General features: G+C 60.5%; 27 protein-coding genes. 13 read left to right on the forward strand and 14 right to left on the reverse strand.

The window, feature by feature from the left end:
* Positions 1-12: 12 nt before the first annotated feature.
* Genes rpsP through ffh form a run of 3 tightly spaced genes read right to left on the reverse strand, consistent with a single transcriptional unit; the run spans position 13 to position 2,336 of the window.
* The gene (gene rpsP / locus FHT76_RS14095; RefSeq protein ID WP_016556657.1) at positions 13-381 is read right to left on the reverse strand and encodes a 30S ribosomal protein S16; all 369 of its coding nucleotides are present in this window, start codon (positions 379-381) and stop codon (positions 13-15) included.
* 49 nt (positions 382-430) lie between these two features.
* The gene (locus FHT76_RS14100) at positions 431-751 is read right to left on the reverse strand and encodes a chorismate mutase (protein ID WP_016556656.1); all 321 of its coding nucleotides are present in this window, start codon (positions 749-751) and stop codon (positions 431-433) included.
* Positions 752-767: 16 nt separating this feature from the next.
* Complete coding sequence (gene ffh, locus FHT76_RS14105) at positions 768-2,336, reverse strand: signal recognition particle protein (protein WP_183863749.1); 1,569 nt, start codon at positions 2,334-2,336, stop codon at positions 768-770.
* Between the two features lie 304 nt (positions 2,337-2,640).
* Here ffh and FHT76_RS14110 point away from each other — a divergent pair, with 304 nt between their 5' ends.
* Positions 2,641-3,645 (forward strand): MBL fold metallo-hydrolase, encoded by a 1,005-nt coding sequence (locus FHT76_RS14110; RefSeq protein WP_183863748.1) that lies wholly within the window; start codon positions 2,641-2,643, stop codon positions 3,643-3,645.
* Here the strand turns inward: FHT76_RS14110 and FHT76_RS14115 are convergent, their stop codons facing one another.
* Entirely contained in the window at positions 3,646-5,604 is a 1,959-nt protein-coding gene (locus tag FHT76_RS14115; protein WP_259126896.1) for an elongation factor G, read from the reverse strand.
* A gap of 205 nt (positions 5,605-5,809) precedes the next feature.
* On the opposite strand from FHT76_RS14115, the gene dapF reads away from it, so the two are divergent.
* The 5 genes from dapF to FHT76_RS14140 all read left to right on the forward strand — a co-directional run bounded on the left by dapF (position 5,810) and on the right by FHT76_RS14140 (position 10,884).
* Positions 5,810-6,715, forward strand: coding sequence for a diaminopimelate epimerase (dapF, locus tag FHT76_RS14120; protein WP_183755138.1), 906 nt, complete (start codon positions 5,810-5,812; stop codon positions 6,713-6,715).
* Entirely contained in the window at positions 6,712-7,986 is a 1,275-nt protein-coding gene (mtaB, locus tag FHT76_RS14125) for a tRNA (N(6)-L-threonylcarbamoyladenosine(37)-C(2))-methylthiotransferase MtaB (RefSeq protein WP_183863746.1), read from the forward strand. Before dapF ends, mtaB begins: the two co-directional genes overlap by 4 nt.
* 15 nt (positions 7,987-8,001) lie before the next feature.
* Positions 8,002-9,591, forward strand: a complete 1,590-nt coding sequence (gene ftsY, locus FHT76_RS14130) for a signal recognition particle-docking protein FtsY (protein WP_183863745.1) — start codon at positions 8,002-8,004, stop codon at positions 9,589-9,591.
* A 64-nt stretch (positions 9,592-9,655) separates the two neighbouring features.
* Positions 9,656-10,300 carry a septation protein A gene (locus tag FHT76_RS14135; protein ID WP_183863744.1) on the forward strand — a complete coding sequence of 215 codons (645 nt, stop codon included), beginning with the start codon at positions 9,656-9,658 and terminating at the stop codon, positions 10,298-10,300.
* A complete protein-coding gene (locus FHT76_RS14140) occupies positions 10,297-10,884 on the forward strand; it encodes a DUF2585 domain-containing protein (protein ID WP_259126892.1) in 588 nt (195 codons plus the stop codon). The genes FHT76_RS14135 and FHT76_RS14140 overlap by 4 nt, the downstream gene beginning before the upstream one ends.
* Here the strand turns inward: FHT76_RS14140 and FHT76_RS14145 are convergent, their stop codons facing one another.
* Genes FHT76_RS14145 through ccmA form a run of 5 tightly spaced genes read right to left on the reverse strand, consistent with a single transcriptional unit; the run spans position 10,885 to position 13,766 of the window.
* Complete coding sequence (locus FHT76_RS14145; protein ID WP_259126890.1) at positions 10,885-11,490, reverse strand: DsbE family thiol:disulfide interchange protein; 606 nt, start codon at positions 11,488-11,490, stop codon at positions 10,885-10,887.
* A complete protein-coding gene (gene ccmD / locus FHT76_RS14150) occupies positions 11,487-11,654 on the reverse strand; it encodes a heme exporter protein CcmD (RefSeq protein WP_183863741.1) in 168 nt (55 codons plus the stop codon). The genes FHT76_RS14145 and ccmD overlap by 4 nt, the downstream gene beginning before the upstream one ends.
* A gap of 2 nt (positions 11,655-11,656) precedes the next feature.
* Complete coding sequence (locus tag FHT76_RS14155; protein WP_259126889.1) at positions 11,657-12,418, reverse strand: heme ABC transporter permease; 762 nt, start codon at positions 12,416-12,418, stop codon at positions 11,657-11,659.
* 47 nt (positions 12,419-12,465) lie between these two features.
* Positions 12,466-13,125: a heme exporter protein CcmB gene (ccmB, locus tag FHT76_RS14160; protein ID WP_183863740.1), complete on the reverse strand. Its 660-nt coding sequence runs from the start codon at positions 13,123-13,125 to the stop codon at positions 12,466-12,468.
* Positions 13,122-13,766 carry a heme ABC exporter ATP-binding protein CcmA gene (gene ccmA, locus FHT76_RS14165; RefSeq protein ID WP_183863739.1) on the reverse strand — a complete coding sequence of 215 codons (645 nt, stop codon included), beginning with the start codon at positions 13,764-13,766 and terminating at the stop codon, positions 13,122-13,124. The genes ccmB and ccmA overlap by 4 nt, the downstream gene beginning before the upstream one ends.
* A gap of 258 nt (positions 13,767-14,024) precedes the next feature.
* On the opposite strand from ccmA, the gene acnA reads away from it, so the two are divergent.
* The 3 genes from acnA to FHT76_RS14180 all read left to right on the forward strand — a co-directional run bounded on the left by acnA (position 14,025) and on the right by FHT76_RS14180 (position 18,452).
* Entirely contained in the window at positions 14,025-16,715 is a 2,691-nt protein-coding gene (acnA, locus tag FHT76_RS14170) for an aconitate hydratase AcnA (RefSeq protein ID WP_259185629.1), read from the forward strand.
* A 233-nt stretch (positions 16,716-16,948) separates the two neighbouring features.
* Positions 16,949-17,686, forward strand: a complete 738-nt coding sequence (locus FHT76_RS14175) for a thioredoxin family protein (RefSeq protein ID WP_183863737.1) — start codon at positions 16,949-16,951, stop codon at positions 17,684-17,686.
* 364 nt (positions 17,687-18,050) lie between these two features.
* Positions 18,051-18,452, forward strand: a complete 402-nt coding sequence (locus tag FHT76_RS14180; protein WP_183863736.1) for a DUF2794 domain-containing protein — start codon at positions 18,051-18,053, stop codon at positions 18,450-18,452.
* Between the two features lie 5 nt (positions 18,453-18,457).
* Here the strand turns inward: FHT76_RS14180 and FHT76_RS14185 are convergent, their stop codons facing one another.
* The 4 genes from FHT76_RS14185 to FHT76_RS14200 form a co-directional block, all read right to left on the reverse strand.
* Positions 18,458-19,015 carry a GNAT family N-acetyltransferase gene (locus tag FHT76_RS14185; protein ID WP_259126887.1) on the reverse strand — a complete coding sequence of 186 codons (558 nt, stop codon included), beginning with the start codon at positions 19,013-19,015 and terminating at the stop codon, positions 18,458-18,460.
* 106 nt (positions 19,016-19,121) lie between these two features.
* Positions 19,122-19,850: a Bax inhibitor-1/YccA family protein gene (locus tag FHT76_RS14190; protein WP_183863734.1), complete on the reverse strand. Its 729-nt coding sequence runs from the start codon at positions 19,848-19,850 to the stop codon at positions 19,122-19,124.
* 179 nt (positions 19,851-20,029) lie between these two features.
* Positions 20,030-22,573, reverse strand: coding sequence for an ABC transporter permease (locus FHT76_RS14195; protein WP_183863733.1), 2,544 nt, complete (start codon positions 22,571-22,573; stop codon positions 20,030-20,032).
* Positions 22,570-23,277 carry an ABC transporter ATP-binding protein gene (locus FHT76_RS14200; protein ID WP_028827974.1) on the reverse strand — a complete coding sequence of 236 codons (708 nt, stop codon included), beginning with the start codon at positions 23,275-23,277 and terminating at the stop codon, positions 22,570-22,572. Before FHT76_RS14200 ends, FHT76_RS14195 begins: the two co-directional genes overlap by 4 nt.
* Before the next feature lie 53 nt (positions 23,278-23,330).
* Here FHT76_RS14200 and FHT76_RS14205 point away from each other — a divergent pair, with 53 nt between their 5' ends.
* Both FHT76_RS14205 and thpR read left to right on the forward strand, forming a co-directional pair.
* Positions 23,331-23,975: an arylesterase gene (locus FHT76_RS14205; RefSeq protein WP_183863732.1), complete on the forward strand. Its 645-nt coding sequence runs from the start codon at positions 23,331-23,333 to the stop codon at positions 23,973-23,975.
* Between the two features lie 68 nt (positions 23,976-24,043).
* Positions 24,044-24,637, forward strand: coding sequence for an RNA 2',3'-cyclic phosphodiesterase (gene thpR, locus FHT76_RS14210; protein ID WP_016556634.1), 594 nt, complete (start codon positions 24,044-24,046; stop codon positions 24,635-24,637).
* Here thpR and FHT76_RS14215 read toward each other — a convergent pair.
* On the reverse strand, positions 24,544-25,044 hold the full coding sequence (locus tag FHT76_RS14215; protein ID WP_183863731.1) for a low molecular weight protein-tyrosine-phosphatase: 501 nt from the start codon (positions 25,042-25,044) through the stop codon (positions 24,544-24,546). The genes thpR and FHT76_RS14215 overlap by 94 nt on opposite strands.
* Before the next feature lie 36 nt (positions 25,045-25,080).
* Between FHT76_RS14215 and FHT76_RS14220 the strand changes: the two genes are divergently transcribed.
* Entirely contained in the window at positions 25,081-25,386 is a 306-nt protein-coding gene (locus FHT76_RS14220) for a 4a-hydroxytetrahydrobiopterin dehydratase (protein ID WP_028827972.1), read from the forward strand.
* 52 nt (positions 25,387-25,438) lie between these two features.
* On the forward strand, positions 25,439-25,828 hold the full coding sequence (locus FHT76_RS14225) for a YkvA family protein (RefSeq protein ID WP_259185630.1): 390 nt from the start codon (positions 25,439-25,441) through the stop codon (positions 25,826-25,828).
* The last annotated feature ends 5 nt before the right edge of the window (positions 25,829-25,833 follow it).

Consider the following 25,833-nt stretch of genomic DNA (forward strand, 5'->3'; position numbering starts at 1 on the left):
GAAAGTCCCCGATTATTCTGCGGAAGCAGCAGCTTCAGCAGCGTCGGCGGCCTTCTGAGCCTTTTCAGCAGCGCGCTCCTGAGCCTTCTTGCCCGGCTTTGCCTTTTCCGGGTTGCTCTTGGCGTCACGCTTTGCGAGGCCGGCTTCGTTGAGGAAGCGCAGAACGCGGTCGGTCGGCTGTGCGCCCTGATCGAGCCAGTGCTTGATACGGTCGTTGTTCAGGGTGATACGAGCGCCGTTGTCCTTGGCGAGCATCGGATTCCAGGAACCGAGGTTTTCGAGGAAGCGGCCATCGCGCGGCGAACGGGCGTCAGCGAGAACGATGTGGTAGTACGGGCGCTTCTTGGAACCACCGCGTGCGAGACGAATTTTCAGTGCCATTTTCTTTACTCCTTGGACTTTTCTGGACCGCCTGATCCGGCGGTATGGTTCATTTTGCTGCGGCGCCGTTTTCGGCGTGGTCTGCAGCGATCTGCTCATGATGCCGGATGACTTCCTTGATGATGAAGTTCAGGAACTTCTCGGCGAAATCCGGATCCAGATTGGCATCCTTCGCCAGATGGCGGAGGCGTTCGATCTGGTATTCTTCGCGCGCCGGATCGGCCGGCGGCAACTTGTACTTGGCCTTGAGAACGCCGACTTCTTTGGTGCAGCGGAAACGTTCGGCCAGGATATGGACCAGCGCGGCGTCGATGTTGTCGATCGACTGGCGATAGTTCGAAAGCTGGGCTTTGATTTCAGGATCAATCATTGTCTACGCGACCCCTTCACTTCTTCTTGGGCAGGCCGGGAAGGCCCGGGAAACCACCGCCGAGACCCGGAAGCTTGGCGCCGCCCAGACCCGGCAAACCGCCGCCGCCAAGACCGGGCAGCCCGCCGCCCGGCTTTCCTAGACCGGCAGCTTCAGCCTGCTTCTGGAGCGCTTCGAGCTGCTTGGGATCAATGTTCGAAAGATCGGGCATGCCGCCGCCGAGGCCGCCAAGACCCATCTTGCCGGCAAGGCCACCCATCATCTGCTTCATCAGGCCGCCCTTGCCCTTGCCGCCCATCATCTTCATCATGTCCGCCATCTGGCGGTGCATCTTCAGAAGCTTGTTGATGTCGGAGGCGTCGGTGCCGGAGCCGGCAGCGATGCGCTTCTTGCGCGAATGCTTGAGTATGTCAGGGTTGGCACGCTCGGCCTTGGTCATCGAACCGATGATGGCGAGCTGGCGACCGAACAGGCTGTCGTTGAGGCCGGCCGAAGCCATCTTGTCCTTCATGCCGGCCATGCCGGGCATCATGCTCATGATGCCGCCCATGCCGCCCATCTTCTGCATCTGGCGCAGCTGGTCGGCGAGGTCGTTGAGGTCGAACTTGCCCTTGGCCATCTTGGCGGCCATGGCCGCCGCCTTTTCGGCGTCGATGTTTTCGGCGGCGCGCTCAACCAGCGAAACGATGTCGCCCATGCCGAGAATGCGGTCGGCGATACGGCGGGGGTGGAACTCTTCGAGTTCGCCCATGCGCTCGCCGACACCGATGAGCTTGATCGGCTTGCCGGTAACGGCGCGCATCGAAAGGGCGGCACCGCCACGGCCATCGCCGTCCATGCGGGTGAGCACCAGGCCGGTGATGCCGACACGTTCGTCGAAGCTGCGCGCTAGGTTGACGGCATCCTGACCGGTCAAGCTATCCGCGACCAGCAGGATTTCATGCGGGTTCGACTTCTTCTTGATGTCGGCCATCTCGACCATCAAGGGCTCGTCGATATGCGTACGGCCGGCGGTGTCGAGGATGACGACGTCATGGCCGCCGAGCTTGGCGGCCTGTACGGCGCGCGCAGCGATATCGGTCGGCGACTGGCCTGCGATCACGGGCAGCGTGTCAACGTTTGTCTGCACGCCGAGCTGGCGCAGCTGTTCCTGGGCGGCCGGACGTCGCGTATCGAGCGACGCCATCAGCACTTTCTTCTTCTCGCGATCGGTGAGACGCTTGGCGATCTTCCCCGTCGTGGTCGTCTTGCCCGAGCCCTGCAGACCGACCATCATGATGACGACGGGGGCAACGGCATGCAGGTCGACGCCCACGCCTTCGCCGCCGAGCATCTCGATCAGCTCATCATGGACGATCTTGACGACCATCTGGCCGGGCTTGATCGACTTCAGGATCTCGGCGCCGACGGCCTTTTCGCGGACGCGATCGGTAAAGCCGCGCACCACGTCAAGCGCGACATCAGCCTCCAGAAGCGCACGGCGAACCTCGCGCAGCGCTGCGGAAACATCGCTTTCCGAAAGCGCGCCACGGCCTGTCAGTCCATTCAGAATGGATCCAAGACGGTCCTGGAGGTTCTCAAACATCGGCTCTTCCTTGTGATTTCCTGGAGACGGAAACCTTGTGCTTTTCCTTGACGAAAACAAGACGCATAGCCAAAAACCACCCGAGGGCGCATCGCGCTGTCGGGTGTGGACCTCCGGGATCGATTTATACCTTTGCGGGTCCCGGTCGGTGGCTCGAGTCTTGAAGCTCGTCGCAGATTGAGCGGCGGTAAACAGGAAAAAGCGGCGCGAGTCAAGGCAAAGCCGAGAAAAGACGGCGTTTCGGCCTTTCAAAACCGCGCGCCCGATCCCAGATCTGCTTTTCCTTCAACGGAAACGCTCTTGCATGCCCACGGCCAAACGACGCAATCCCTATTATCAAGGTCCGGTCTCCGATCACTTCGACGGTACGCATTTCTTCAATCCTGACGGTATCGAGCCTCTCGGTTTCAGAGATCTGATGCGATGGCAGTTCGGCGGCGGCCGGGATCGCTGGCCGAAGTCGGTACCGAGCCCGTTCCAGCCAGCCAAGCCGGATTTGCGTGTCGCTGGCGAGAACATCAGGGTAACGATGGTCGGCCATGCGACTATGCTAATTCAGGTCGCGGGGTTGAACATCCTGATGGATCCCGTCTGGTCCGATCGAGCCAGCCCCTTTGCCTTCGCCGGGCCTAAACGCGTCGTTGCGCCCGGTATAGCGTTCGACGATCTGCCGCCGATCGATCTCGTGTTCGTTTCGCATAACCACTACGATCACCTCGACGTTGCGACGCTTCGCCGTCTGCAGGCGAAACACCGGCCGCATGTCGTCACACCGCTTGGCAACGATACGATCATTCGCCGTGCCGTCCCCACCATACAGGTGACGGCGATGGACTGGGGCGAGCGCATCTCGCTTGCGGGGATCAATATCTACGCGGAGCCCGCCCACCACTGGTCGGCGCGCGGCACCGGGGATCGTCGCATGGCGCTCTGGGCTGCCTTCGTGTTGGCGACGCCGGCCGGGAAGATCTATCACATCGGCGATACGGGCTTTCATGGCGGGGTCAACTACAAGGCCGCCCAGCAGGAACATGATGGCTTTCGCCTCGCCATCCTGCCGTTCGGGGCCTATGAGCCGCGCTGGTTCATGAAGGGCCAGCATCAAAATCCCGATGAAGCGGTCATGGGAATGAAGCTTGCCAATGCCGCCTATGTTGCCGGGCACCACTTCGCCACATTCCAGCTGACGGACGAGTCGGTCGATGCGCCGGTCAAGGCGCTCACTACAGCGATGATCGAGCACGGCATATCCCCGGATCGGTTCCGGCCGCTCCGGGCAGGTGAGGTCTTCGACGTGCCGCCGGTATGATCAGTGCGTCTGGGCGCCTGAACCATGCGCATTGATGATGCTGTCGGCTTCCTTGCCGTAGAGCTCTTCGAAATGATCGAAGGTCTTGGAGAAATGGCCGATGCCCTGCGTTGCGGACTTGAGCGACCGGGCGAGATCGTCAAGCACGCCACCCGGTACCAGCGCTCGAAAGATGTCCCAGCCCTTGGCGTTCTCGTCGCGGTCGAAGCCGAGCACCTGTCCCTTGAGCGAAGAAACGAGTGTCACCATGCCGCCTGAGTAGACCGAGGGGATATGGATTTCCACCCTGACGACGGGCTGCATGAGGACGGCTGACGCCTGCGACAGCGCCTGCTTGACCCCCATCTTTCCGGCGGTCCGAAAAGCGAAGTCGGAGCTGTCGACCGAGTGATACTGGCCGTCCGTCAAGGTGACATCGACGTCAATGACCTGGAAGCCGAGCGGCCCCTTTTCCATCGCTTCGCGGGCGCCGGCCTCGACAGCCGGGATGTAGTTTCGCGGCACGGTGCCGCCCTTGACGTTTTCCGCAAACGTAAACCCGTGGCCGCGCTCGTTCGGCCTGACGCTGAGTTGCACATCCGCGAACTGCCCGGCGCCGCCTGTCTGCTTGCGGTGTCGATAATGGACGTCCGAGGGCTTGGAGATCGTCTCCCGGTAGACCGGGTTGGGTGCGCGTTCCGAAACCTCGACCCGGAAAACCTCGGAAAGCGTCTTGCGGAGATCGCGCAGGTGAACGGGCCCTTGGGCGCAGATCAGCGCCGCGCCGGTTCCTTCTTCCTGCATGACCTTCAAGCCGCGATCGGTTTCCGCCAGCTTTGCAAGCGTCGCCGAGAGCTTGGTCTCGTCGCGCTCGCTGCCGGGAATGAGGATCCTCTCCAGCATCGGTGTCGGCGGTGTTGTCCAGTCGGGGGGCTCGAGGCTTCCGGCTTGCGTCAGCAATGCGGGCACGGGCAGATGGTCCGATTTCAGAGCGGCAAAGATACTGCCGGCCTGCACAGGGCCGCTGATCGGTTTTCCGTTGCCGGCTTCCTGCAGGGGACCCAGCGTAGGACCGCCAAGGGAGGCGCCCTGTTTCAGGCCATCGACGAGTGCCCGCACAAGGACCGTCTTGCCAACATTGGCCTTGTGGTAGGCGTGGAAACTCACGGCTGAAAGTGTCGCTTCGTCCGCAGCGGAAGAGGCGGCAAGCCGAGTTCGAAGCGCTGTTGCCGGCGGCGCCTCGTGGCGGAGCGCCTTCATCAGACGCATGATGCCGTTGCTATGTGAGGCGGAGCCGAACAATACGGGGATGATCCGATTTTCCTTGAGGATGCGCGAGGAAATCGCAAACAGCGTGTCGCTTGCCGGCTCTCTATCCTCGATGAGTTCCTCGAGAAGCCAATCGTCGAATTCCGAAAGCTGCTCCAGCATCTCCGTTCGCGCCTCGTGCTCGCGCTCGGCAACGTCCTTGGGTAGTTCGATCAGCGCGGAAGGCTGACCTTCGCGATAGCGCCAGGCGCGTTCGGAAATCAGGTCGCAACTGCCGACGACCGTGTCGCCTTCGCGGATCGGCACCTGCCGCAGAACGAGGGGGTGGTTTGAGTAGGCCTGGAGTGCGCCGATGACGTCGCGCAATCGGCCGCGCGGCTCGTCCATCCTGTTAATGAAGACCAAACAGGGCGTGCCGGACGCCTCGATCGCCCGCAGATAGGGTGCCACCAGAACCGCTTCGTCGGGTGTTGGTGATATGCAGAGAATACAGGCGTCGCTAGCGAGCAGGGCATCTTGCGCCAAGGCCAGCGCCTCGTTTGCTCCGGGTGTGTCGATCGCACACCACGCTTCGTCCTTGAAATCGAACTCCGTCAGGCTTGATCCATATGGAGAGGCTGACTTTCTGGGCGTTCCCTCGAGCGAGGCCAGCTTTGCGACGAGCGTCGTCTTTCCCGTCTGCGAGGGCCCAAGTACCGTGAAGCAGCGCATCGGCGATCCTCCCTGCCAAAAGCACCATCCGAGAGCAAGAATGCCTCGAAGCGGCGAAAAGCGCTAGATATTTGCAGTCATTCTTAAATATGAAGTCTGGCTATCTCCTTCTGCCAATGTGTAGCTGAAGCCACGCCAGTCAACCCACTGGTAATTCCCATGCATTTCCGCCATATACAGCCCAAACAGAGACGGACATGACACTATGAGCGCAACGGTCGAATTCGCGAAGATGAACGGGCTTGGCAACAAGATCCTCGTCGTTGACATGCGCGGTCGTGCCGACAAGGTGACGCCGGCCGCGGCGATCGCGCTGAATGCCGCACCCGACACGCAGTTCGACCAGATCATGGCGATCCACGATCCGAAAGCAGCGGGCACGGATGCCTGGATTGATATCCTGAACTCCGACGGCTCGAAGGCACAAGCCTGCGGCAACGGCACGCGCTGCGTCGTACAGGCGCTTGCTTCGGAAACCGGCAAGAAGGTTTTCACGTTCCAGACGGTGGCCGGCATCCTCAATGCCGTCGAGCATGATGATGGGACGATCTCCGTCGATATGGGCAAGCCGGTCTTCGAGTGGGATAAGATTCCGCTTGCCGAAGAATTCCATGATACCAGCCGCATCGAGCTGCAGATCGGGCCGATCGACAACCCGGTCCTGCATTCGCCTTCCGTCGCCTCGATGGGCAATCCGCATGCGATCTTCTGGATCGACCGCGATCCGATGTCGTTCGATCTCGGCCGCTTTGGACCGCTGCTTGAAAACCATCCGATGTTCCCGGAGCGCGCCAATATCACGCTGGCGCAGGTGACCTCTCCCAGTTCGATTACGACGCGCACCTGGGAGCGGGGAGCGGGACTGACGCTTGCCTGTGGTTCTGCGGCCTGTGCGACGGCTGTTTCCGCCGCTCGCACCGGACGGACCGGACGCGAAGTGGCGGTGAAGGTCGCAAGCAGCCCAAATCAGGGCATACTCAACATCGAATGGCGCGAACGCGATGGCCACGTGATCATGACGGGGCCCGCCGAATGGGAATGGTCCGGCACGCTCGATCCGGCGACGGGTTCGTGGTCGCGCGATGCGGCGCCGGGAGCGGAAGCGCGGTGAGCGGCGTCGAAGTCATCACCTTCGGCTGTCGTCTGAATACCTACGAATCCGAAGTGATGCGGGCGGAGGCTGAAAAGGCCGGGCTCAACAATGCCATCCTCGTCAATACCTGCGCCGTCACCGGTGAAGCCGTGCGTCAGGCTCGCCAGGCAATCCGTCGCGCGCGGCGCGACAATCCTCATGCCCGCATCATCGTGACAGGTTGCGCGGCCCAGACGGAGAAGGAAACCTTCGCCGACATGGCAGAGGTCGATGCCGTCCTTGGCAACGAGGAAAAACTGAAGAGCGCTTCCTATCGCGCTCTGCCGGATTTTGGTGTTTCGGCGGAAGAGAAGCTACGCGTCAACGACATCATGAGCGTGCGCCAGACAGCGCCGCAGATGGTCAAGCACATCGATGGTCACGTGCGGGCTTTCATCCAGGTCCAGAACGGCTGCGACCACCGCTGCACCTTCTGCATCATTCCCTATGGTCGGGGCAATTCGCGTTCGGTGCCAATGGGAGCGGTCGTCGACCAGGCGCGCAAGCTCGTCGAAAGCGGCTACCGCGAGATCGTTCTGACCGGGGTCGATGCGACCAGTTACGGCGCTGACCTACCCGGCGAACCGACGCTCGGGTTGCTCGCGAAGACGCTTCTGAAGCAGGTGCCCGATATTCGCCGCCTGCGGCTTTCGTCGATCGACAGCATCGAGGCGGACAAGCATCTGCTGGACCTGATCGCCGAGGAAGAGCGGTTCATGCCACATCTTCACCTTTCCCTGCAGCATGGTGACGACATGATCCTGAAGCGAATGAAGCGCCGCCATTCCAGCGCGGACGCCTTGGCCTTCGTCAACGACGTGCGCCGCCTGCGGCCTGAGATGAGCTTCGGCGCAGATATGATCGCCGGGTTCCCGACAGAGAGCGAAGAGATGTTCGCCAATGCCGAGCGGCTCGCGGAAAAGGCCGGTATCGCCCATCTTCACGTATTCCCGTACAGCCCACGGCCGGGGACGCCCGCCGCGCGGATGCCGCAGCTCGATCGCGCGCTGGTCAAGGAGCGGGCAGCGCGGCTTCGCGCCACTGGACATCGCCTGCATCAGTCCCATCTCGACGGAATGGTCGGAACGCGGCAATGGCTGCTGGTGGAAAACAACGGTTTGGCGCATACCGAGAACTTCACGCTTGTCGCAGCGGCCGGACTGGCGCCCCGAAGCTTCGTGCAGGCTGTGATCACCGGGCACAACGGCAAACACCTCGACATGCAATTGACGGCCGCCGACGCGGCCTGAGTTTACGGAATCCTCATGGCGTTCAATTTCATCAAAAAGGTCTTCACCTTCGGCCCAAAGCCGGAGGAAGAGCAGGCGCCGGAGCCGGTCGAGACGAAAGCAGTCGAGTCCGAACTGGAGCCGCACTCGCGTGAGGAAAATCTTCCTGTTGCCGCCGACCCCGTTCTGGCCGAGGAGATGGATACGGCTGGCGGTCCTGCCCAAGACGTAGGTGAGGACGCTCCGATCGAGGATCTAGCCGAGCAGGCCGAAGCGCTCGTGCCCGTCGAGGAAGACGTTTCCGAGGTCTTGCCGTCCGAGATGCAGGCGAGCGATATAGGTGTTGTGCCGCTGTCGCTGCTCGAGGCCGAAACCGAGGTCGTTACTCCCGCCGAAAGCGCGCCGGAAGAGGCGGTTGCTGTTGCTGCTTCCCTGCAGCCGGGAACCGGCGAGCAGGCAAAAGAGGACGACGTTGCGCAGGTAGTATACGCTGCCGAAACCGACGAGCCGGCCGCAGAGCTTGAAACGGACGCTGATGCTGAGCAGCAGCCCATCACGGATGAACTCTCTCCCGCCGATCAAGAGATATCTGCTCCGATCGAAGACGATGCCGTTTCCGATGATGCCTCGGCCGCGCCGGTTCTTCCAAAGGGATTTGCGACAGGTCCCGTGGCTTCCGAGGCAGCGCCTCTGGTTCCTGCTCCTAAACTTTCCTGGTTCCAGCGTCTGCGTGCCGGCCTTGCCCGCACGTCGTCGCAGCTCACCGGCCAGATCGCGGCGCTCTTCACCAAGCGCAAGCTCGACGACGAGACGCTGCAAGATCTCGAGGATCTGCTGATCCAGGCCGATCTCGGCGTCGAGACGGCGATGCGCGTCACCGATACGCTCGCCTCCGAGCGCTACGGCAAGGACGTCACCGGAGAGGATGTCAGCCGCATCATGGCAAGCGAGATCGCCAAAGTGCTGAAGCCTGTCGCCAAGCCGCTGCAGCTGGACCTCAGCCACAAGCCGCATGTCATCCTTGTCGTCGGCGTCAACGGTACTGGTAAGACCACGACGATCGGCAAGCTCGCGGCGAAGCTGTCGGGCGCCGGGCTGAAGGTCATGGTGGCAGCCGGCGACACGTTCCGCGCCGCTGCGATCGAACAGCTGAAGATCTGGGCCGATCGCACCAAGTCGGAGTTCATCGGCACCAAGCTCGGCGCGGATGCCGCAGGCCTCGCCTATGACGCTTTCGAGCAGGCCAAGGCGAAGAAGTGCGATGTGCTGATCATCGATACCGCCGGCCGTCTTCAGAACAAGGCGGAGCTGATGGCCGAACTTGAGAAGATCGTTCGCGTTCTCGGCAAGCTTGATCCGGACGCGCCGCATACGGTGCTGCAGACGCTCGACGCGACAACGGGGCAGAACGCGCTGTCGCAGGTCGAGATCTTCCGCAATGTCGCAGGCGTCAACGGGCTGATCATGACGAAGCTCGACGGCACGGCCCGCGGCGGTATCCTCGTGGCGATCTCCGCCAAGCACAAGCTACCAGTCTATTTCATCGGCGTCGGCGAAGGCGTCGATGATCTCGAGCCGTTCGAGGCCGAGGATTTCGCGCACGCCATTGCCGGGCTCGGCCAATAGTGCCACAGATATGCCGACAAACACGGGCAAGCGTCTCGTGTGACACAAACGGATTTGAGATAGAATGACGACAGAGAGCGATATCACCCCAAGCGCGGCCGACAGGCATCACCCGATGCTGAAACTGGCGCTGGAGCTTGGCCCGCTGCTGATCTTCTTCTTCGCCAACCTGCGCGGCGCGTGGCTGGTCGAGCGTTTTCCTGTTCTCTCGGAGCTTGGCGGACCGCTGTTCGTGGCAACGGCCCTTTTCATGGCCGCGACCGTGGTCTCGCTGATCGTTTCGAAGGTCGTGCTCGGGCACCTGCCGATCATGCCGTTCGTGTCGGGAATCGTGGTCGTTATCTTCGGATCGCTGTCGATCTACCTGCAGAACGAAACCTTCATCAAGATGAAGCCGACCATCGTCAACGCGCTCTTCGGCGTTTCGCTGCTTGGCGGCCTGGCTTTCGGCAAGTCGTTGCTCGGCTACGTCTTCAATGCGGCCTTCCAGCTCGATGCCGAGGGATGGCGCAAGCTGACGGTTCGCTGGGGCATCTTCTTCCTCTTTCTCGCAGTGCTGAACGAAGTCATCTGGCGCAATTTCTCCGATGACTTCTGGATCGCCTTCAAGGTTTGGGGAACGATGCCGATCACCATCATCTTCACGATGGCGCAGATGCCACTGATCATGAAGCACACGGTAACGCCGGCTGGAGAGGCCGAAAAGTGACGGTTGCAGAGGCGCAGACAAGGGTTCGCCATCAGACGTTCTGGTTCGCAGCCTGCCTACTGGTTCTGCTGGCGCAGGTGGTTGCCGAGTATCTGATGGGCCGCACGCCGATCTGCACCTGCGGCTATGTCAAGCTGTGGGAAGGCGTCGTCAAGTCGAGTGGCAATTCCCAGCACCTGTCGGACTGGTACACGCCGTCGCATATCATCCACGGGTTCATCTTCTACGGCGTGGCGCATCTCGTCCTGCGCGGAAAGCCGTTTGCGGCACGCCTGCTGTTGGCGCTGGTCATCGAGTCCGGCTGGGAGCTGTTGGAGAACTCGCCCATCATCATCGATCGCTACCGCTCGGCGACGATCTCGCTCGACTATTACGGCGACAGCATCATCAATTCAGCGATGGACACCGTGTTCATGGTTGTCGGCTTCATCTTCGCATCGCGCGCGCCGGTGGCGCTGACGGTGGCGATAGCGATCTTCTTCGAGCTTTTGACCGGCTACCTGATCCGCGACAACCTGACGCTCAACGTCTTGATGCTGGTCTGGCCCGTCGAGGCGGTCAAGACCTGGCAAAGCGCGATCTGATCAGGAAGCGGGCTTGCCAAGGGCCTTTGCCATAGCGGGCAACAGACCTTCCTTCAGGCTGATGTCGTCGAACGGGCCTACACGTTTGTATAGGATTGTGCCGTCAGGGGCGACGAGATAGCTTTCCGGAATTCCGTAGACACCCCAATCGATCGCGGCCTGCCCCTTGGGGTCGATGCCGATAGCGGCAAAGGGATTGCCGAGTTCGCCGAGGAAGCGAAGCGCGTTGTCGTTCTTGTCCTTGTAATTGATAGCAACCACGTTGAGGCGGCTGTCCTTCGCGAGTTCCCTCAGGATCGGATGCTCTTCACGACAGGGGATGCACCAGGAGGCGAAGACGTTGACGAGCGTCAGCTTGCCCTTAATCGCACGGTCGGTGAGGGCGGGCAGGTTGGCGCCTTCGAGCGGCGGCAGGTTCAGCGCCGGCGCCTTCGTGCCGATCAATGCCGAGGGGATTTCAGAGATATCCTTGCCATGGACATCCTGATCGTAAAGCATCTTGGCCGCAGTGCCGGCAATGACGGCAAAGACCGCCAACGGGATCAAGGCGACGGCATAGCGTCCGAACCTGCGCTTGGCGGGGTTCGTTTCAGGCGTGGGGCTCATTCGCCATCCTTTGCGCGCGCCGAGCGGCGGCGAATACCGGAAGCCTCAAGGGCTGCAAGTTCCTTACGGCGAGCGCGACCGTCGGCCCAGGTCCACAGCGTCACGGCTGCTGTCACAAGCGCTGCAAAGGCGTAGGAGCCGTAAACATAGAAAGCGTGTGTCATGGCTATCCCTCGCGGCTCGCGAGCCGGGCTACCATACGGCGTTGGGCGGCGACACGGCGACGCCAGATTTCGTTGCGCATGGCCATGATGTGCAGGGTGAAAAAGAGCGCGGTGAAAGCCACGGCCATCACCAGCAGCGGCCGCAGGAATTCCGGGTCGATGGCCGGGCCGTCGAGACGCAAAACGCTTGCGGACTGATGCAATGTGTTCCACCAGTCGACGGAGAACTTGATGATCGGGATGTTGACGAAGCCGACGAGGATCAGCACGGCGCTGACGCGTGCGGCCTTGGACGGCTCGTCGATTGCGCGATTGAGCGCGATAAGCCCGAGATACATCAGGAACAGAATGAAGACGGACGTTAGCCTTGCGTCCCATACCCACCACGTACCCCACATCGGCTTGCCCCAGAGAGAGCCGGTGACGAGGGCAATCAGCGTGAAGGCGGCGCCCAGCGGGGCTGCGGCCTTGGCCGATACATCCGCCAACGGGTGGCGCCAGACGAGCGTGCCGATCGCCGAGAGGCTCATGATCGTATAGCCCATCATGGAAAGCCAGGCGGCCGGGACGTGGATATACATGATGCGAACCGTCTCGCCCTGCTGATAGTCGCCTTCGGTCGTGAAGCTGAGATACAGCCCCACGATGAAACAGAGGGCCGTGAAAGCGGCCATCCAGGGAAGGATGCGTGCAGCCAGCGCCAGAAACCGCGTCGGGTTGGCGAGATCGCTGAATTTCGTGATGGCGAGGCTCGTTTCACTCATGCCGTTTCCTTACCGCGATATGCCTTCTGTCGCAATCGAGCGCTCCATCAATCCGACGTGTTGCGCAGCGCCAATGCCGCCGCGGCCGGGCCGATAGCGGCGAAGAACAGTGTTAGCGCGATCAGGATCAGAAACGGTGGCAGGAAGGGCGACGGTCCCTCGACCGCCGAATAAGTAGCGCTGACGCCGAAGATCAATACCGGAATGGTCAGTGGCAGGACCAGGATCGAGACCAACAGTCCGCCGCGCGGCAAGGCAACGGCGACGGCCGCGCCAACCGCGCCGATGAAGGTAATCGCCGGTGAACCGACCAGCAGTGTCAGCATCGTCGCGCCGATCGCCGTCTCGCTCATGTTCATGAACAGGCCAAGCAGCGGCGAGGCAATGACGAGCGGAAGGCTGGTGGCGATCCAGTGCGCCAGGCACTTGACCAACACCGTCAGGACGAGCGGGGTCTCCTGCATCAGCATGAGGTCGAGCGAGCCGTCGTCGCGTTCGGCCTGGAATAGCCGGTCGAGGCCGAGAAGTGCCGCAAGCAGAGCTCCGATCCAGACGATGGCCGGGCCGATACGGGACAACAATGCGAGATCGGGTCCGACACCAAAGGGAATGACCGCAACGACGGTCAGGAAGAAGAGGACGCCGACCAGCGCACCGCCGCCGGCGCGGATGGAGATCTTGAGGTCGCGCAGCAGAAGTGCGGTCATGCCCACACTCCTGATCCGGGATGAGCAAACCCCGTCATCCGCAGTTCCTGCACGCCTTCTAGGCCAAGGGGCTGGTGGGTCGCAGCAAGCACGATGCCGCCATTGCGCCGATGCGCTTCGATGAGCTCGGCAAAGAGGCGGTCGCCGCTTGTGTCGAGCGCCGCCGTCGGTTCATCGAGGATCCAGACCGGCCGGTAGGCGATCAGCAGCTTGGCGAAGGCAAAGCGCCTTTGCTGGCCAGCCGAGAGATAGCCGAAAGGAAGGTGGGTGATCCCTTCGAGCCCGACCGCGGCTGCGGCCTCATCGATGGAAACGGAGGGGCCGTGCATCTGTCCCAGAAAGCGGCGCCAGAACTCGAGGTTTTCAGCAACGGTCAGTTCGCTTTTCATCGCATTGCGGTGGCCGAGATAGTGACTGATTTCTCCAACGCGCTTGTGTGTGTCGCCATGCGAATCGGTAAAGCTCACCGTACCCCTTTCCTGACGGAGGAGACCGGCGACGACGCGCAGCAAAGTTGACTTTCCCGATCCATTTTTACCAGTCAAAACCAGCGCTTGGCCTGCTTCCAGGCCGAATGAAAGCCCCTCAAAAATCAGGTCTTCGCCCCGGCGCGCAGCCAGATTGGCAGCCTCAAGATGCATGACTTTTCCGTGGTTTAATTTTTCAGTCATCGCAATGCAAAAAAATCCGAAATGGGTCACGCACTCTCTGGCACCTTTCATAGAAATTATCTATAAGACCCGCAACCACGCCAGCGGTCGGCGTGAATTTCATCCTTGCGCCGAACATGGGCTTCGCTCCACGTGCGGACAGCGGAAATGGCCGTACCCGCATCCTGATGTGCATTACGTGCATAGGCGTCCGCACGATTGTGTTCGCTATCAGAAACGGGGTCTCTCGTGTCTAAATCTCTTGACAGCTTTAATTGTCGTTCCACGCTCACCGTGAACGGTAAGGACTACGTCTACTACAGCCTGCCCAAGGCTGAGGTGAATGGCCTTCCGGGCGTTTCGAAGCTTCCCTATTCGATGAAGGTTTTGCTCGAGAACCTGCTTCGCTTCGAAGACGGTCAGTCGGTGACGAAGGAACACATCCTTGCTGTGGCCGAATGGCTGAACAACAAGGGCGCTGTCGAAAACGAAATCGCCTATCGTCCAGCGCGCGTGCTGATGCAGGACTTCACGGGCGTTCCCGCCGTCGTCGACCTCGCCGCGATGCGCGACGCGATGGTGTCGCTCGGTGGCGACCCAGAGAAGATCAACCCGCTGGTTCCCGTCGACCTCGTCATCGACCACTCGGTTATCGTCGACGAATTCGGTACGCCGCAAGCATTTGCCAAGAACGTCGAGCTGGAATACCAGCGCAACGGCGAGCGCTACCGCTTCCTGAAGTGGGGCCAGCAGGCGTTCAAGAACTTCCGCGTCGTTCCTCCGGGCACCGGCATCTGTCACCAGGTCAACCTCGAATATCTCGGCCAGACCGTCTGGACCAAGGAAGAGGACGGCGAGACGATTGCTTATCCGGATACCTGCGTAGGTACTGACTCGCACACGACGATGATCAACGGTCTCGGCGTTCTCGGCTGGGGCGTCGGCGGCATCGAAGCGGAAGCTGCCATGCTCGGCCAGCCGGTCTCGATGCTTCTGCCTGAAGTCATCGGCTTCAAACTCACCGGCAAGCTCAAGGAAGGCGTCACCGCGACCGATCTCGTGCTGATGGTCGTGCAGATGCTGCGCAAGAAGGGCGTTGTCTCGAAGTTTGTTGAATTCTTCGGCCCTGGCATGGACAACATGCCGCTCGCCGACCGCGCGACGATCGGCAACATGGGTCCGGAATACGGCGCGACCTGCGGCTTCTTCCCGGTTGACGGCGAAACCATCAACTACCTCAACATGTCCGGCCGCAGTAAGGACCGTATCGCTCTCGTCGAAGCCTACTCAAAGGCACAGGGCATGTGGCGCGAAGGCGATGGTTCGGACCTCGTCTTCACAGATACGCTGGAACTCGACCTCGGCGACGTTGTGCCTGCCATGGCCGGCCCGAAGCGTCCTGAAGGCCGTATCCCGCTCGAAAACATCGCTCCCGGTTTCGCCGGCTCGATGGACACCGATTACAAGAAGCCCGGTCAGCTCTCCAACCGCTACGCGGTCGAAGGCACCGACTTCGATCTCGGCCATGGCGACGTTGCGATTGCCGCAATCACCTCTTGCACCAACACCTCCAACCCGTCGGTTCTCATCGCTGCCGGCCTTCTCGCTCGCAACGCTGTTGCCAAGGGCCTGAAGACGAAGCCTTGGGTCAAGACGTCGCTGGCGCCCGGATCGCAGGTGGTTGGCGAATACCTCGCGAAGTCCGGCCTCCAGGCGGACCTCGACAAGCTCGGCTTCAACCTCGTCGGCTTCGGCTGCACGACCTGCATCGGTAACTCCGGCCCGCTGCCCGCGCCCATCTCGAAGACGATCAACGACAAGGGTCTGATCGTTTCAGGCGTTCTGTCGGGCAACCGCAACTTCGAAGGCCGTATTTCGCCCGACGTTCAGGCGAACTACCTGGCATCCCCGCCGCTCGTCGTTGCCTACGCGCTCGCAGGCTCGGTCCAGAAGGACCTCACCAAGGAGCCGATTGGCGAAGACCAGAACGGCAAGCCTGTCTACCTCAAGGACATCTGGCCGACCTCGCACGAAGTGCAGGACTTCATCCAGAAGTACGTCACTCGCGAACTTTACGAAACGAAGTACGCCGACGTCTTCAAGGGTGATGAAAACTGGCAGGCCGTCAAAGTGCCGGCCGGACAGACCTACGCCTGGGATGACAAGTCGACCTACGTGCAGAACCCGCCCTACTTTGTGGGCATGGGCAAGACCGGCTCGGGTATTTCGGACATCAAGGGTGCTCGCGTTCTCGGCCTTTTCGGCGACAAGATCACCACCGACCACATTTCGCCTGCCGGTTCGATCAAGGCTGCGTCTCCGGCCGGTGCTTACCTACTCGAGAACAATGTCGGCGTCGCTGACTTCAACCAGTACGGCACGCGTCGCGGCAACCATGAAGTCATGATGCGTGGCACGTTCGCCAATATCCGTATCCGCAACCACATGCTCGGCCCGAACGGCAAGGAAGGTGGCTACACCATCCACTATCCGTCGAAGGAAGAGGAATCGATCTATGACGCGGCTATGCAGTATAAGGCCGAGGGCGTTCCGCTCGTCATCTTTGCTGGCGTCGAGTACGGCAACGGCTCGTCCCGCGACTGGGCAGCGAAGGGCACCAACCTGCTTGGCGTGAAGGCGGTCATTGCACAGTCCTTCGAGCGTATTCACCGCTCGAACCTGGTCGGAATGGGCGTCATCCCATTCGTCTTCGAAGAGGGCACGACCTGGGCAAGCCTCGGCCTGAAGGGCGACGAAATCGTCAGCATCGAGGGCCTTGAGAACATCAAGCCGCGCGAAAAGAAGATTGCCAAGATTACCTACGGCGACGGCACCGTGAAGGAAGTTCCGCTGTTGTCGCGCGTCGATACGCTCGACGAAGTGATCTACCTCAACAACGGCGGCATCCTGCAGACGGTTCTGCGCGATCTCGCTGCCTGATTGTTAACAGACTTCCATGACAATGACCGCCGGAAAGAGATTTCCGGCGGTTTTCGTTTGAACGCGAGGCGGTAAATTCGCGCTCACGACGATGTGTTTCAGCTTGACTTCCTCGAAGCCTGTCTCACCCGTTCGTGACTTTCCGTTTCGATCGAGAACCACTATCTCTACGCTCAGATATCGGAACCTGCGGCGAAACTCGGCGGCAGGTACTGAAGAAAAAGGTGCAGTGAATGTCCGCGAGGTTTTTGATTTCTGTGGTTGCAGCTGTGGCGCTTGCCGGCCCGCTTTTTGCCCAGGATGCGCCGAAAGGTGTGGTCGAACTCTTCACCTCGCAGGGATGCTCTTCGTGTCCTCCAGCTGATGCGGTTTTTCGCAAGATCGTCGAGGCTGGCGGGGTTATTGCGCTCGCCTATCACGTCGACTACTGGAATTACATGGGCTGGGCCGACACGCTGAGTTCGAAGGAAAACACGGAGCGGCAGTATGGCTACGCGCAGACGATGGGTCGCGCCAATGTCTATACGCCGCAGGTCATCATCAACGGCCGCGACCATGTGGCCGGCGCTGACCTCGGTGCGATCAACAAGAAGATCGACGGCTATGCAGCCGAAGGGATGGGCCTTTCCGTGCCGGTGAAGGCCGAGATGCGCGGCGACCAACTCGAGATCAAGATCGGGGCAGGGCAAGGCAAGGCCAATGTCGTCATGGTCTATTTCAACCGTGAGAAGACCATCGACGTCGAGAAGGGCGAGAACAGCGGCCAGAAGATTGCCTACCTGAACAGCGTTGCCGATGTGGAGACGGTCGGTATGTGGGAAGGCAAGGAAACAAGCTTGACGCTGCCGGCAAGCGTGATGCAGAAGCCGGACCTCGAGGGCTGCGCGATTCTACTTCAATCCTCCACCGCCGATGGCAATCCATCCGCGATTCTCGGAGCGACGGTCGTCATGGCCGGGAAGAACATCTAGCCGTTTCATCTGCTTCTGTGGATGGAAAACGGGGCGGCCCGGCTGATCGTATTCGGGGCTGGGGTTAAGGTCGATACGGTCAGCCGGGCCCTTTGGCGCGCTGGCGCCAAACTCACGCACGACCTTTTATGCCTATAAAATCAGGCAAAGATCATGCACGAATCGGGTGCGACGTAGGTCCGAACGGGCCCGCGGCGCAGTCGTGAGGGAATTTCCCTTGCAAATGAGGCGCTGTTTTGACTGAATTGCGGCGCTCGGGAGATTGCACAGAGTATGATTAATGTGACTGATCGCCTGCTTGCAATTTGTAAACGCTAAGGCAAACTGTCATTTACCTGTCACGAGTGGAGGCACCGGGAGACTGATGACAGATCAGCCGGATTTGCGGCGCGGCGAAAGCCGGTCAGCCGAGAGCAGTTCCTCAGTCGTCGTGGATCTCAAGGAATACAAGCAGAGCAAGGATCCCGCTCCGGTCACATTCCACCGGCGCGAACTCGATGCGATTCTCTGGATCTATGGCCGCATGGTCGGCGAGGGAGAGTGGCGGGACTATGCGATCGATCATCTGAAGGACCGCGCGGTCTTCTCGGTTTTCAAGCGATCGGGCGAAATGCCGCTCTTTCGCATTGAGAAGAATCCGAAGCTTGCAACCAAGCAGGGCGCCTACTCCGTTACCAACATCCACGGCGTCATCCTGAAGCGCGGGCACGAGTTACAGCAGGTCTTGAAGGTCTTCAACAAGGCTTTGAAGCTGGTCGAGAAGTAAGCGACTCAGGCTTTGAAGAGGGTGCCGGGATAGGTCGAAGCATCCGGGTCCGAGGCTGCGCCCTCGCCCAAGGCACGTTGCATGATCATCGTGTCGAGCCAGCGTCCGTGTTTGTAGCCTGTCGCTTTCAGGCGACCCGTATCCTCAAAACCCAACGCGCGATGCAGGGCAATTGATGCCGGATGTGCGCCACCGATGACGGCGGCCATCTGACGAAAGCCGAGATCGCTGCAGCGTTGAATAAGTTCGGTAAGCAGCAGTCTTCCGATTCCCCGGCCGCGTGCCTCAGGCCCAAGATAGATGGAATCCTCCACCATCCAACGATAGGCCGGTCGTGTACGGAAAGCCGAAGCATAGGCATAACCAAGCAGGTTGCCACCCTCGTCGATCGCGGCGATGTACGGATAGCCCTGACCCGTGATGGCGGAAAATCGCGCCGCCATCTCGTCCTGTTCGGGCGGGACGAGCTCATAGCTTGCGACACCATTCAGAACGGATTCTCGATAGATCGTCGTAATAGCAGTGAGGTCGGATGGGGAAGCGTCGCGGAGGGAGATGGGCATTCGGTCGGCCGGCGTTGACTAAAGGACCCCTCCAAAAATCATTCTGCGGACGACCTAGCAACAAAAAAGGCGGCCGAAGCCGCCTTTTTCGATATGCCTCTGTTCCTTACTTGCGGTTGCCCATGAACTGCAGGAGGAACATGAAGAGGTTGATGAAGTCGAGATACAGGGTCAGTGCGCCCATGATCGCCTTGCGGCCGGCAACATCTGCGCCGTCTGCTTCGTAGTACAGTTCCTTGATACGCTGCGTGTCGTAGGCGGTGAGGCCCGCAAAGATCAGCACGCCAATCACGGAGATCGCGAACTGCATGGCAGACGATGCCAGGAAGAGGTTCACGAGCGACGCGATAATCAGGCCGAAGAGACCCATCATCAGGAACGAGCCCATTGCAGAGAGATCACGCTTGGTCGTGTAACCATAGAGCGAAAGTGCACCGAAGGAAGCGGCCGTTACGAAGAACGTCTGCGTGATGCTCGACTGTGTGTAGACCAGAAAGATCGACGAAAGCGACAGGCCCACCAGCGCGGCGTAGACCCAGAAGGTCGTCTGCGCAGCGGCAACACTCATCCGGTTAATCCTGAAGCTCAGGAAGAACACGGCGGCCAGCGGTGCAAGAATGACCACCCAGCGCAGCGGCGATTGGAAAAGCAATACGCCAAACTGCGTCAGTTGGCCGTTCTGGACGGCGAAATTGAAGCCCAGATAGGCGGCTACACCCGTGATCGCCAGACCCAGCGCCATCAGGTTGTAGACCTTGAGCATATAGCTGCGTAGGCCCTGGTCGATCATCTCGCCAGTCTGTACGCGGCCTTGGTAATTACGAAGGTCAGCCATAGTTTCCTCTTACAAGCTCCGGTGTGGACACGGTGTCGGGCGCAAAAACCCGGGCGCCGCTGCGGAGCCCAGCATGCCTGCAGACAATATGAGCCTTTCGGCTTTCGCAAACAAGGCCCTTGCAACCCGAGATCGGGTTAAATCGCCGTAAGGTGAAGGGAATTTCTCCGTTCGGTCAATCAGAGTTCGCGCAAAACGGGTGCTGCCTTCTGCCCCAAGATGCGCCATGTGCCGACGAGCCCTATGCCCACGGTGAGCACCAGGGCAGTGACGAGCGTCAGCCCGGCGACGTCAGGCAGGAAGTGGGATGGGATACGCATGATCCGGGCAGTGATGAACCATGCCGCGACGCCGCCGGCAAAGAGAGCGAATACCGCAGTCGCGGCGCCAAGGATGAGGTACTCGTAGCAGAATGCGCGGATCAGCATTCGCCGCGTCGCGCCAAGTGTCTTGAGGACGACCGCGTCATGGGTACGAGCGCGGTTGCCGGCGGCAAGTGCGCCTGCGAGCACGAGGACCGATGCGATGAGTGCAACGGAGGCGGCGGCGCGGATCGCTGTGGCCAGTTGCCCCACCAACGCATTGACGATGTCGATTGCGTCCTTGACCCGGACGCTGGTGATCGTCGGATAGGTGTTCGTTACCGACTTCAGGATCGCAGCCTCCGCGGCGGAGGTTGCCGTCGGGTCGGTTAGCGTCGCCAGCCACGCATGCGGGGCGCCGCGGAACGTATTCGGCGAGAAGATCATCACGAAGTTGATGGAAAGCGATTCCCATTCGACCTTGCGGAGATTGGCGATCTTGGCGGTGATGTTGCGGCCAAGCACGTTGACGGTGACGGTGTCGCCGATCTTCAAGCCGAGTTCCTTGGCTTCCTCGGCGGAAAAGGAGACCAGCGGCTCGCCGCTGTATTCCTTCGGCCACCATGACCCCTCGGTCAATGATGCATTTTCCGGCAGGGCTTCCGAATATGTGATGCCGCGGTCGCCGCGCAGTACCCACTGGCCGCCCGGCGGGACCTTCCGCTTCGTCACGTCCTCACCATTGAAAGCGAGGATGCGGCCACGCAGCATCGGCACTTCGACCAATTTGCCGTCCGGGGAGCCGGCTTTGACGACGCTCCGGAATTTCTCGAGTTCGGATCCCTGAATGTCGACGAAGAAGAAGTTCGGCGCGCCGGCGGCCATGCGTCCGGTCAACTGGTGCCGCATGTTGCCGTCGATCAGGGTGAGGGTGACGAGCAGCGCGAGCCCAAGACCGAGCGACAGCACGACGGAGGGCGTCAGAGCGCCGGGGCGATGGATGTTTCCGATCGCGAGGCGGAGGGCCGGCGAGTTGACACGCGGACTGCGGCGCGCGAGCCACGCAATACCGGCCGCGACCAGCCTCAGGATAACGAAAGCGAAGGCGATTGCCCCGACAAAGACGATGGCAATAAAGCGATCGTAGGCGGTGGCGATGGCGAGACCGGCAAGCGCAAGGAGAAAGGCTGCGGCAAGGAGGATGTAAGGCCAGGAGGGAAGGCCGCGCGCTTCAAAACCCTGCTCGCGGAACAGCGCTGTTGCCGGAACCTCGCGGGAATGTCCGAGCGGCATTATGGCAAACGCCAGCGTTGTCAAAATGCCGAACAGGACCGCGAGAGCCAAGGCTCCGGGGTAGAATGTGAGGTCGGTGGAAACGGGTAGGAATTGCGCCAGAAATTGCGATGCGACGATCGGCGCCAGCGCACCGATGACCAAGCCGACGACAATGCCGCCGAGAGCAATGATTGCAATCTGAAAAAGGTAGATCAGAACCACCGTCGCCGCCGGTGCGCCGAGGCATTTGAACGTTGCGATCGTCGTACGCTTGGAATCCAGGAAGGCGCGGACGGCATTCGCGACGCCGACACCGCCGACTATCAGCGCCGTCAGTCCGACCAACGTCAGGAACTGCGAGAAACGCTCGATGTTTTGAGTCAGTGAGGGGGCGGCGCGATCGCTCGTGCGAATCGACCAGCCGGCCGACGGAAATTCCTTCGCGGCCCGATCGCGGATTGTGGATCTCTCGGTGGGATCGTCCATGCGGATCTTGTAAACGTGTTCGACCAAGCTGCCCGTCTGGATGAGGCCCGATGCCTTGAGAGCGTCCCTGCTCACCAGCAGGCGCGGGGCGAAGCCGAAGCCTTCCGAAACTGCGTCCGGCTCGGTCTTGATCGTACCGGTAATGTTCAGAATGGCATTGCCGAGCAGGATTTCATCGCCAATGGAAAGACCGAGGCGCTCCAGGAGCAGCGGCGCCGCCACGGCGCCGAACGTACCGCTCTGTCCGGATAGAAGCGTGTGCAATGGGTAATTCGGGGCGGCTTCGAAAGTGCCGTAGAGCGGATAGGCGCTGTCGACCGCCTTGACATCGACCAAGGCCTGATCCGAGCCGTCGGGCTTGCGCGCCATCGAACGCAGGCCAGTCGACACTGACACGTTTCCGAAGCCGCGCAGGAAGCCCATTTCTGCTTCCGTCGCCTCGCGATTATTGAGCTCGAAGCGCACGTCGCCGGCGAGGATCTCCTGGCCCTGCGTGGCGATCGTGTCGGTAATCGACTGCGAAACGGAGTTAACCGCCGCAATGGCGCCGGTGCCGAGAGCAATACAGGCGAGAAAGATGTAGAAGCCACCAAGCCCACCGCGCAGCTCCCGAAGCGCGAGACGAAGGGCCAGGGAGACGCGCGGGCTCACCAGTGTCATGCAATGGCCGCCTCAGGCTGCACTGGCGCGCTATCGCCCTCGATCTGGCCGGACCGAACCCGAATCTGCCTGGAGCAGCGTTTGGCGAGTGCCGCGTCGTGGGTGACGAGCAACAGCGTCATGCCACGCTCAGCCTGCTTCGAAAACAGGAGATCGGCAATCTGGCGGCCGGTGTCGGTGTCGAGGTTGCCGGTTGGTTCGTCGGCGATCAGCAGTGCAGGCGAGGGTGCGAGCGCGCGTGCAATGGCTACACGTTGCTGCTCGCCCCCGGAAAGCTGGCCGGGATAGTGGTTCAATCGATCGCCGAGCCCCACGGATTTAAGCTCACGACGGGCGATCTCGAAGGGATTGGGAAGGTTGGCGAGTTCGAGCGGCACGGCGACGTTTTCCAGCGCCGTCATGTTGGCAATCAGATGAAAGGACTGGAAGACGATACCGATGTTGCGCCCACGGAAGTCGGCTACCTGGTCTTCACTTAACGCATGCAATGGCGTGCCACTGACGTTGATCTCGCCACTATCAAGCTTCTCAAGTCCGGCAAGCACCATCAGCAATGTCGATTTGCCGGACCCCGATGGCCCCACGATACCGACCGACTCACCGGCGGCAATCGTCAAGTCGATGCCTTTCAGGACATGGACGGAGGCGGCGGCACTGCCAAGCGTCAAATCGGCGCGCTTCAACTCGATGATGGTTTTTGCCAACAGTATTCGCCCTATATAAGTGCCGATCGTGCTGCCAATCTAGGGAAAGCGGAATGAGATTTAAAGTTGCCGGCCTTCACATCGCCGTCATTGTTGCTTCGCTGACCTTTGCGGTCGCCGCCAGTGCACGGACAATCAGCCTGGTTGGCTTTGGCGACAGCCTGATGGCGGGCTATCAACTCCCGCCCGGCGACGGCTTTCCAGAGAAGTTGCAGGCATCTCTGAAGGCCAAGGGAGTGGATATCTCAATCGCCAATGCAGGCGTGTCTGGGGACACGACGACCGGCGGTCTCGCACGCATAGACTGGTCTATCCCCGACGGCACCGATGGCGTCATCCTCGAGCTCGGCGCCAATGATGCGCTGCGCGGCATCCCTCCACAAGAGAGTGAAAAGAATCTCGATCAGATGATTGCCCGGCTAAAGGAACGAGGTATCGCGGTCCTTCTTGTGGGCATGCTGGCGCCGCCGAACATGGGCGGAGACTATGCGGCACAGTTCAACTCCATCTACCAGAAACTTGCGCAAAAACATGGCGTTGCGCTTTATCCTTTCTTCTTGGACGGGGTTGCTGTCGATGCCGGTCTGAAGCTTGATGATGGCATGCATCCGAACAGCAGAGGCATCGATGTGATGGTCGAAAGGATGGAGCCGGCTATCACGCAATTCTTGGGAACGATTTCTACTGTGAAGAATTAGGGACTTGCGCAGGTGTTCAATGCGTGATTCCGTGTGAGCACCTGCAAAAGATTCGGGGAGTGCTCGTTATGCCGAGACTGTTTACCGCCCTCGAAATTCCGCGCAATGCCGCAATGAGCCTCTCATTGCTGCGCGGTGGTCTCCCTGGTGCAAGATGGATCGATGTGGAAAACTACCACATCACTTTGCGGTTTATCGGCGATGTCGATGGGCGTACGGCAGACGAAATTGTCGACCGGCTCGACCGCATCGACCGGCCCGAATTCCAGATCCGTCTTGATGGTATCGGCGCCTTCGGATCCAAGAAGCCGCATTCCGTTTGGGCCGGTGTTTCGCCTTCGCCTGAGATGCATGCTCTGCAGGCGGAAATCGAACGGATCTGCCAGCGCATCGGATTGCCGCCGGATCCCCGTAAGTTCACGCCGCACGTCACGCTCGCGCGGCTGAAGTCATCTCGCGTCGATGACGTGGTGCACTATCTGGCGGGTCGCGGCAATTTCCAGACTTCGGCCTTCACTGTTCCGCGTTTCGTGCTGCTATCGTCACGGGAATCGGTTGGTGGCGGTCCCTATCTGACGGAAGAGATTTTCCCTCTCCATGAGGCATTGTCTGTTCCCAGCCCTTCCAGCAGCTTCCTGCAGCCGGTAAAGAGCCTGGCATAGACAAGTTCGAAGTCGTCCGCGCCGCCGTAGTAGGGGTCGGGAATGTCCTCGCCGGTTTCGAGCGCAATGTCTCCGAACAAGTGGACATTCATGGCTTCGGGATGCCTGCGGCGAAGTTCGGATAGATTTTCCTGATCCATCGCGAGGATCAGGTCGAAATGGCCGAAATCCTCCATCGTGATCTGGCGAGCGCGTTGCCGAGAGATGTCTATCCCGTGTCCTCTGGCCGTTGTGATCGAGTGCCGATCGGGATGATCACCTTGATGCCAGCTGCCCGTGCCGGCAGAATCGATCTCGAAACGACCAGCAAAGCCCGCCTCCTCGACAAGATGCGAGAAGATCCCCTCGGCCAGAGGCGAACGGCAGATATTGCCCATGCAAACAAAGAGGATGCTAATGCGTTTCATCTGTGGTCCATATTGCAAAAGAGGAGGGACGATCGCATGAAACGGGAAAAACTGGAACGCCAAGCCATCGCTGCCGAACTTTCCAAGCTTGACGGATGGTCGCTCGATGAAAGCGGCGCAGCGATATCGCGAAGCTTCAAGTTCCGCAATTTCGTCGAGGCTTTCGGCTTCATGACGGAAGCCGCACTCGCGGCGGAACGGCTCAATCATCATCCGGAGTGGTTCAATGTCTATTCGCGCGTCGACATCAAGCTGAATACGCACGATGCAGGCGGCCTGACCGAGCTGGACTTCAGGCTGGCCGCGGAAATGGAGAAAGCGGCGGCACGCCGGCTTGATTGAATCCGCTGCCATCATCACCATATGTGCGCGTGAACAAGAGGACCAATCTGGAATGGACGACGTCAAATTCGGTGAGATCCTGCTGCCGGGCGACGAGGATACGCAAAGCCGGCGAGAGCAGACTGTGCGCAAGAAATTCTGGCCGACCTTCAAGAAGGCCGTGCGGCAGATTCCATTCACACGCGATGTCGTCGCAGCATTCTATTGCGCGATGGATCCACAGACGCCCACGCGGGTGCGCGGTGTGCTTCTTGCCGCCCTTGCCTACTTCGTCATGCCGATCGACATGATCCCGGATGTGTTCGCCGTGATAGGTTTTTCGGACGACATTGCGGTTCTTTCCGCAGCCTTTGCCATGGTCAGCAGGCATTTGCAGCCAAGGCACTATGAAGCTGCTGATCGCGCGCTCGCCGACAAGCCCGAGGGGATGAAGACGATCTAGTTGTG

Source organism: Rhizobium sp. BK176 (assembly GCF_024808055.1).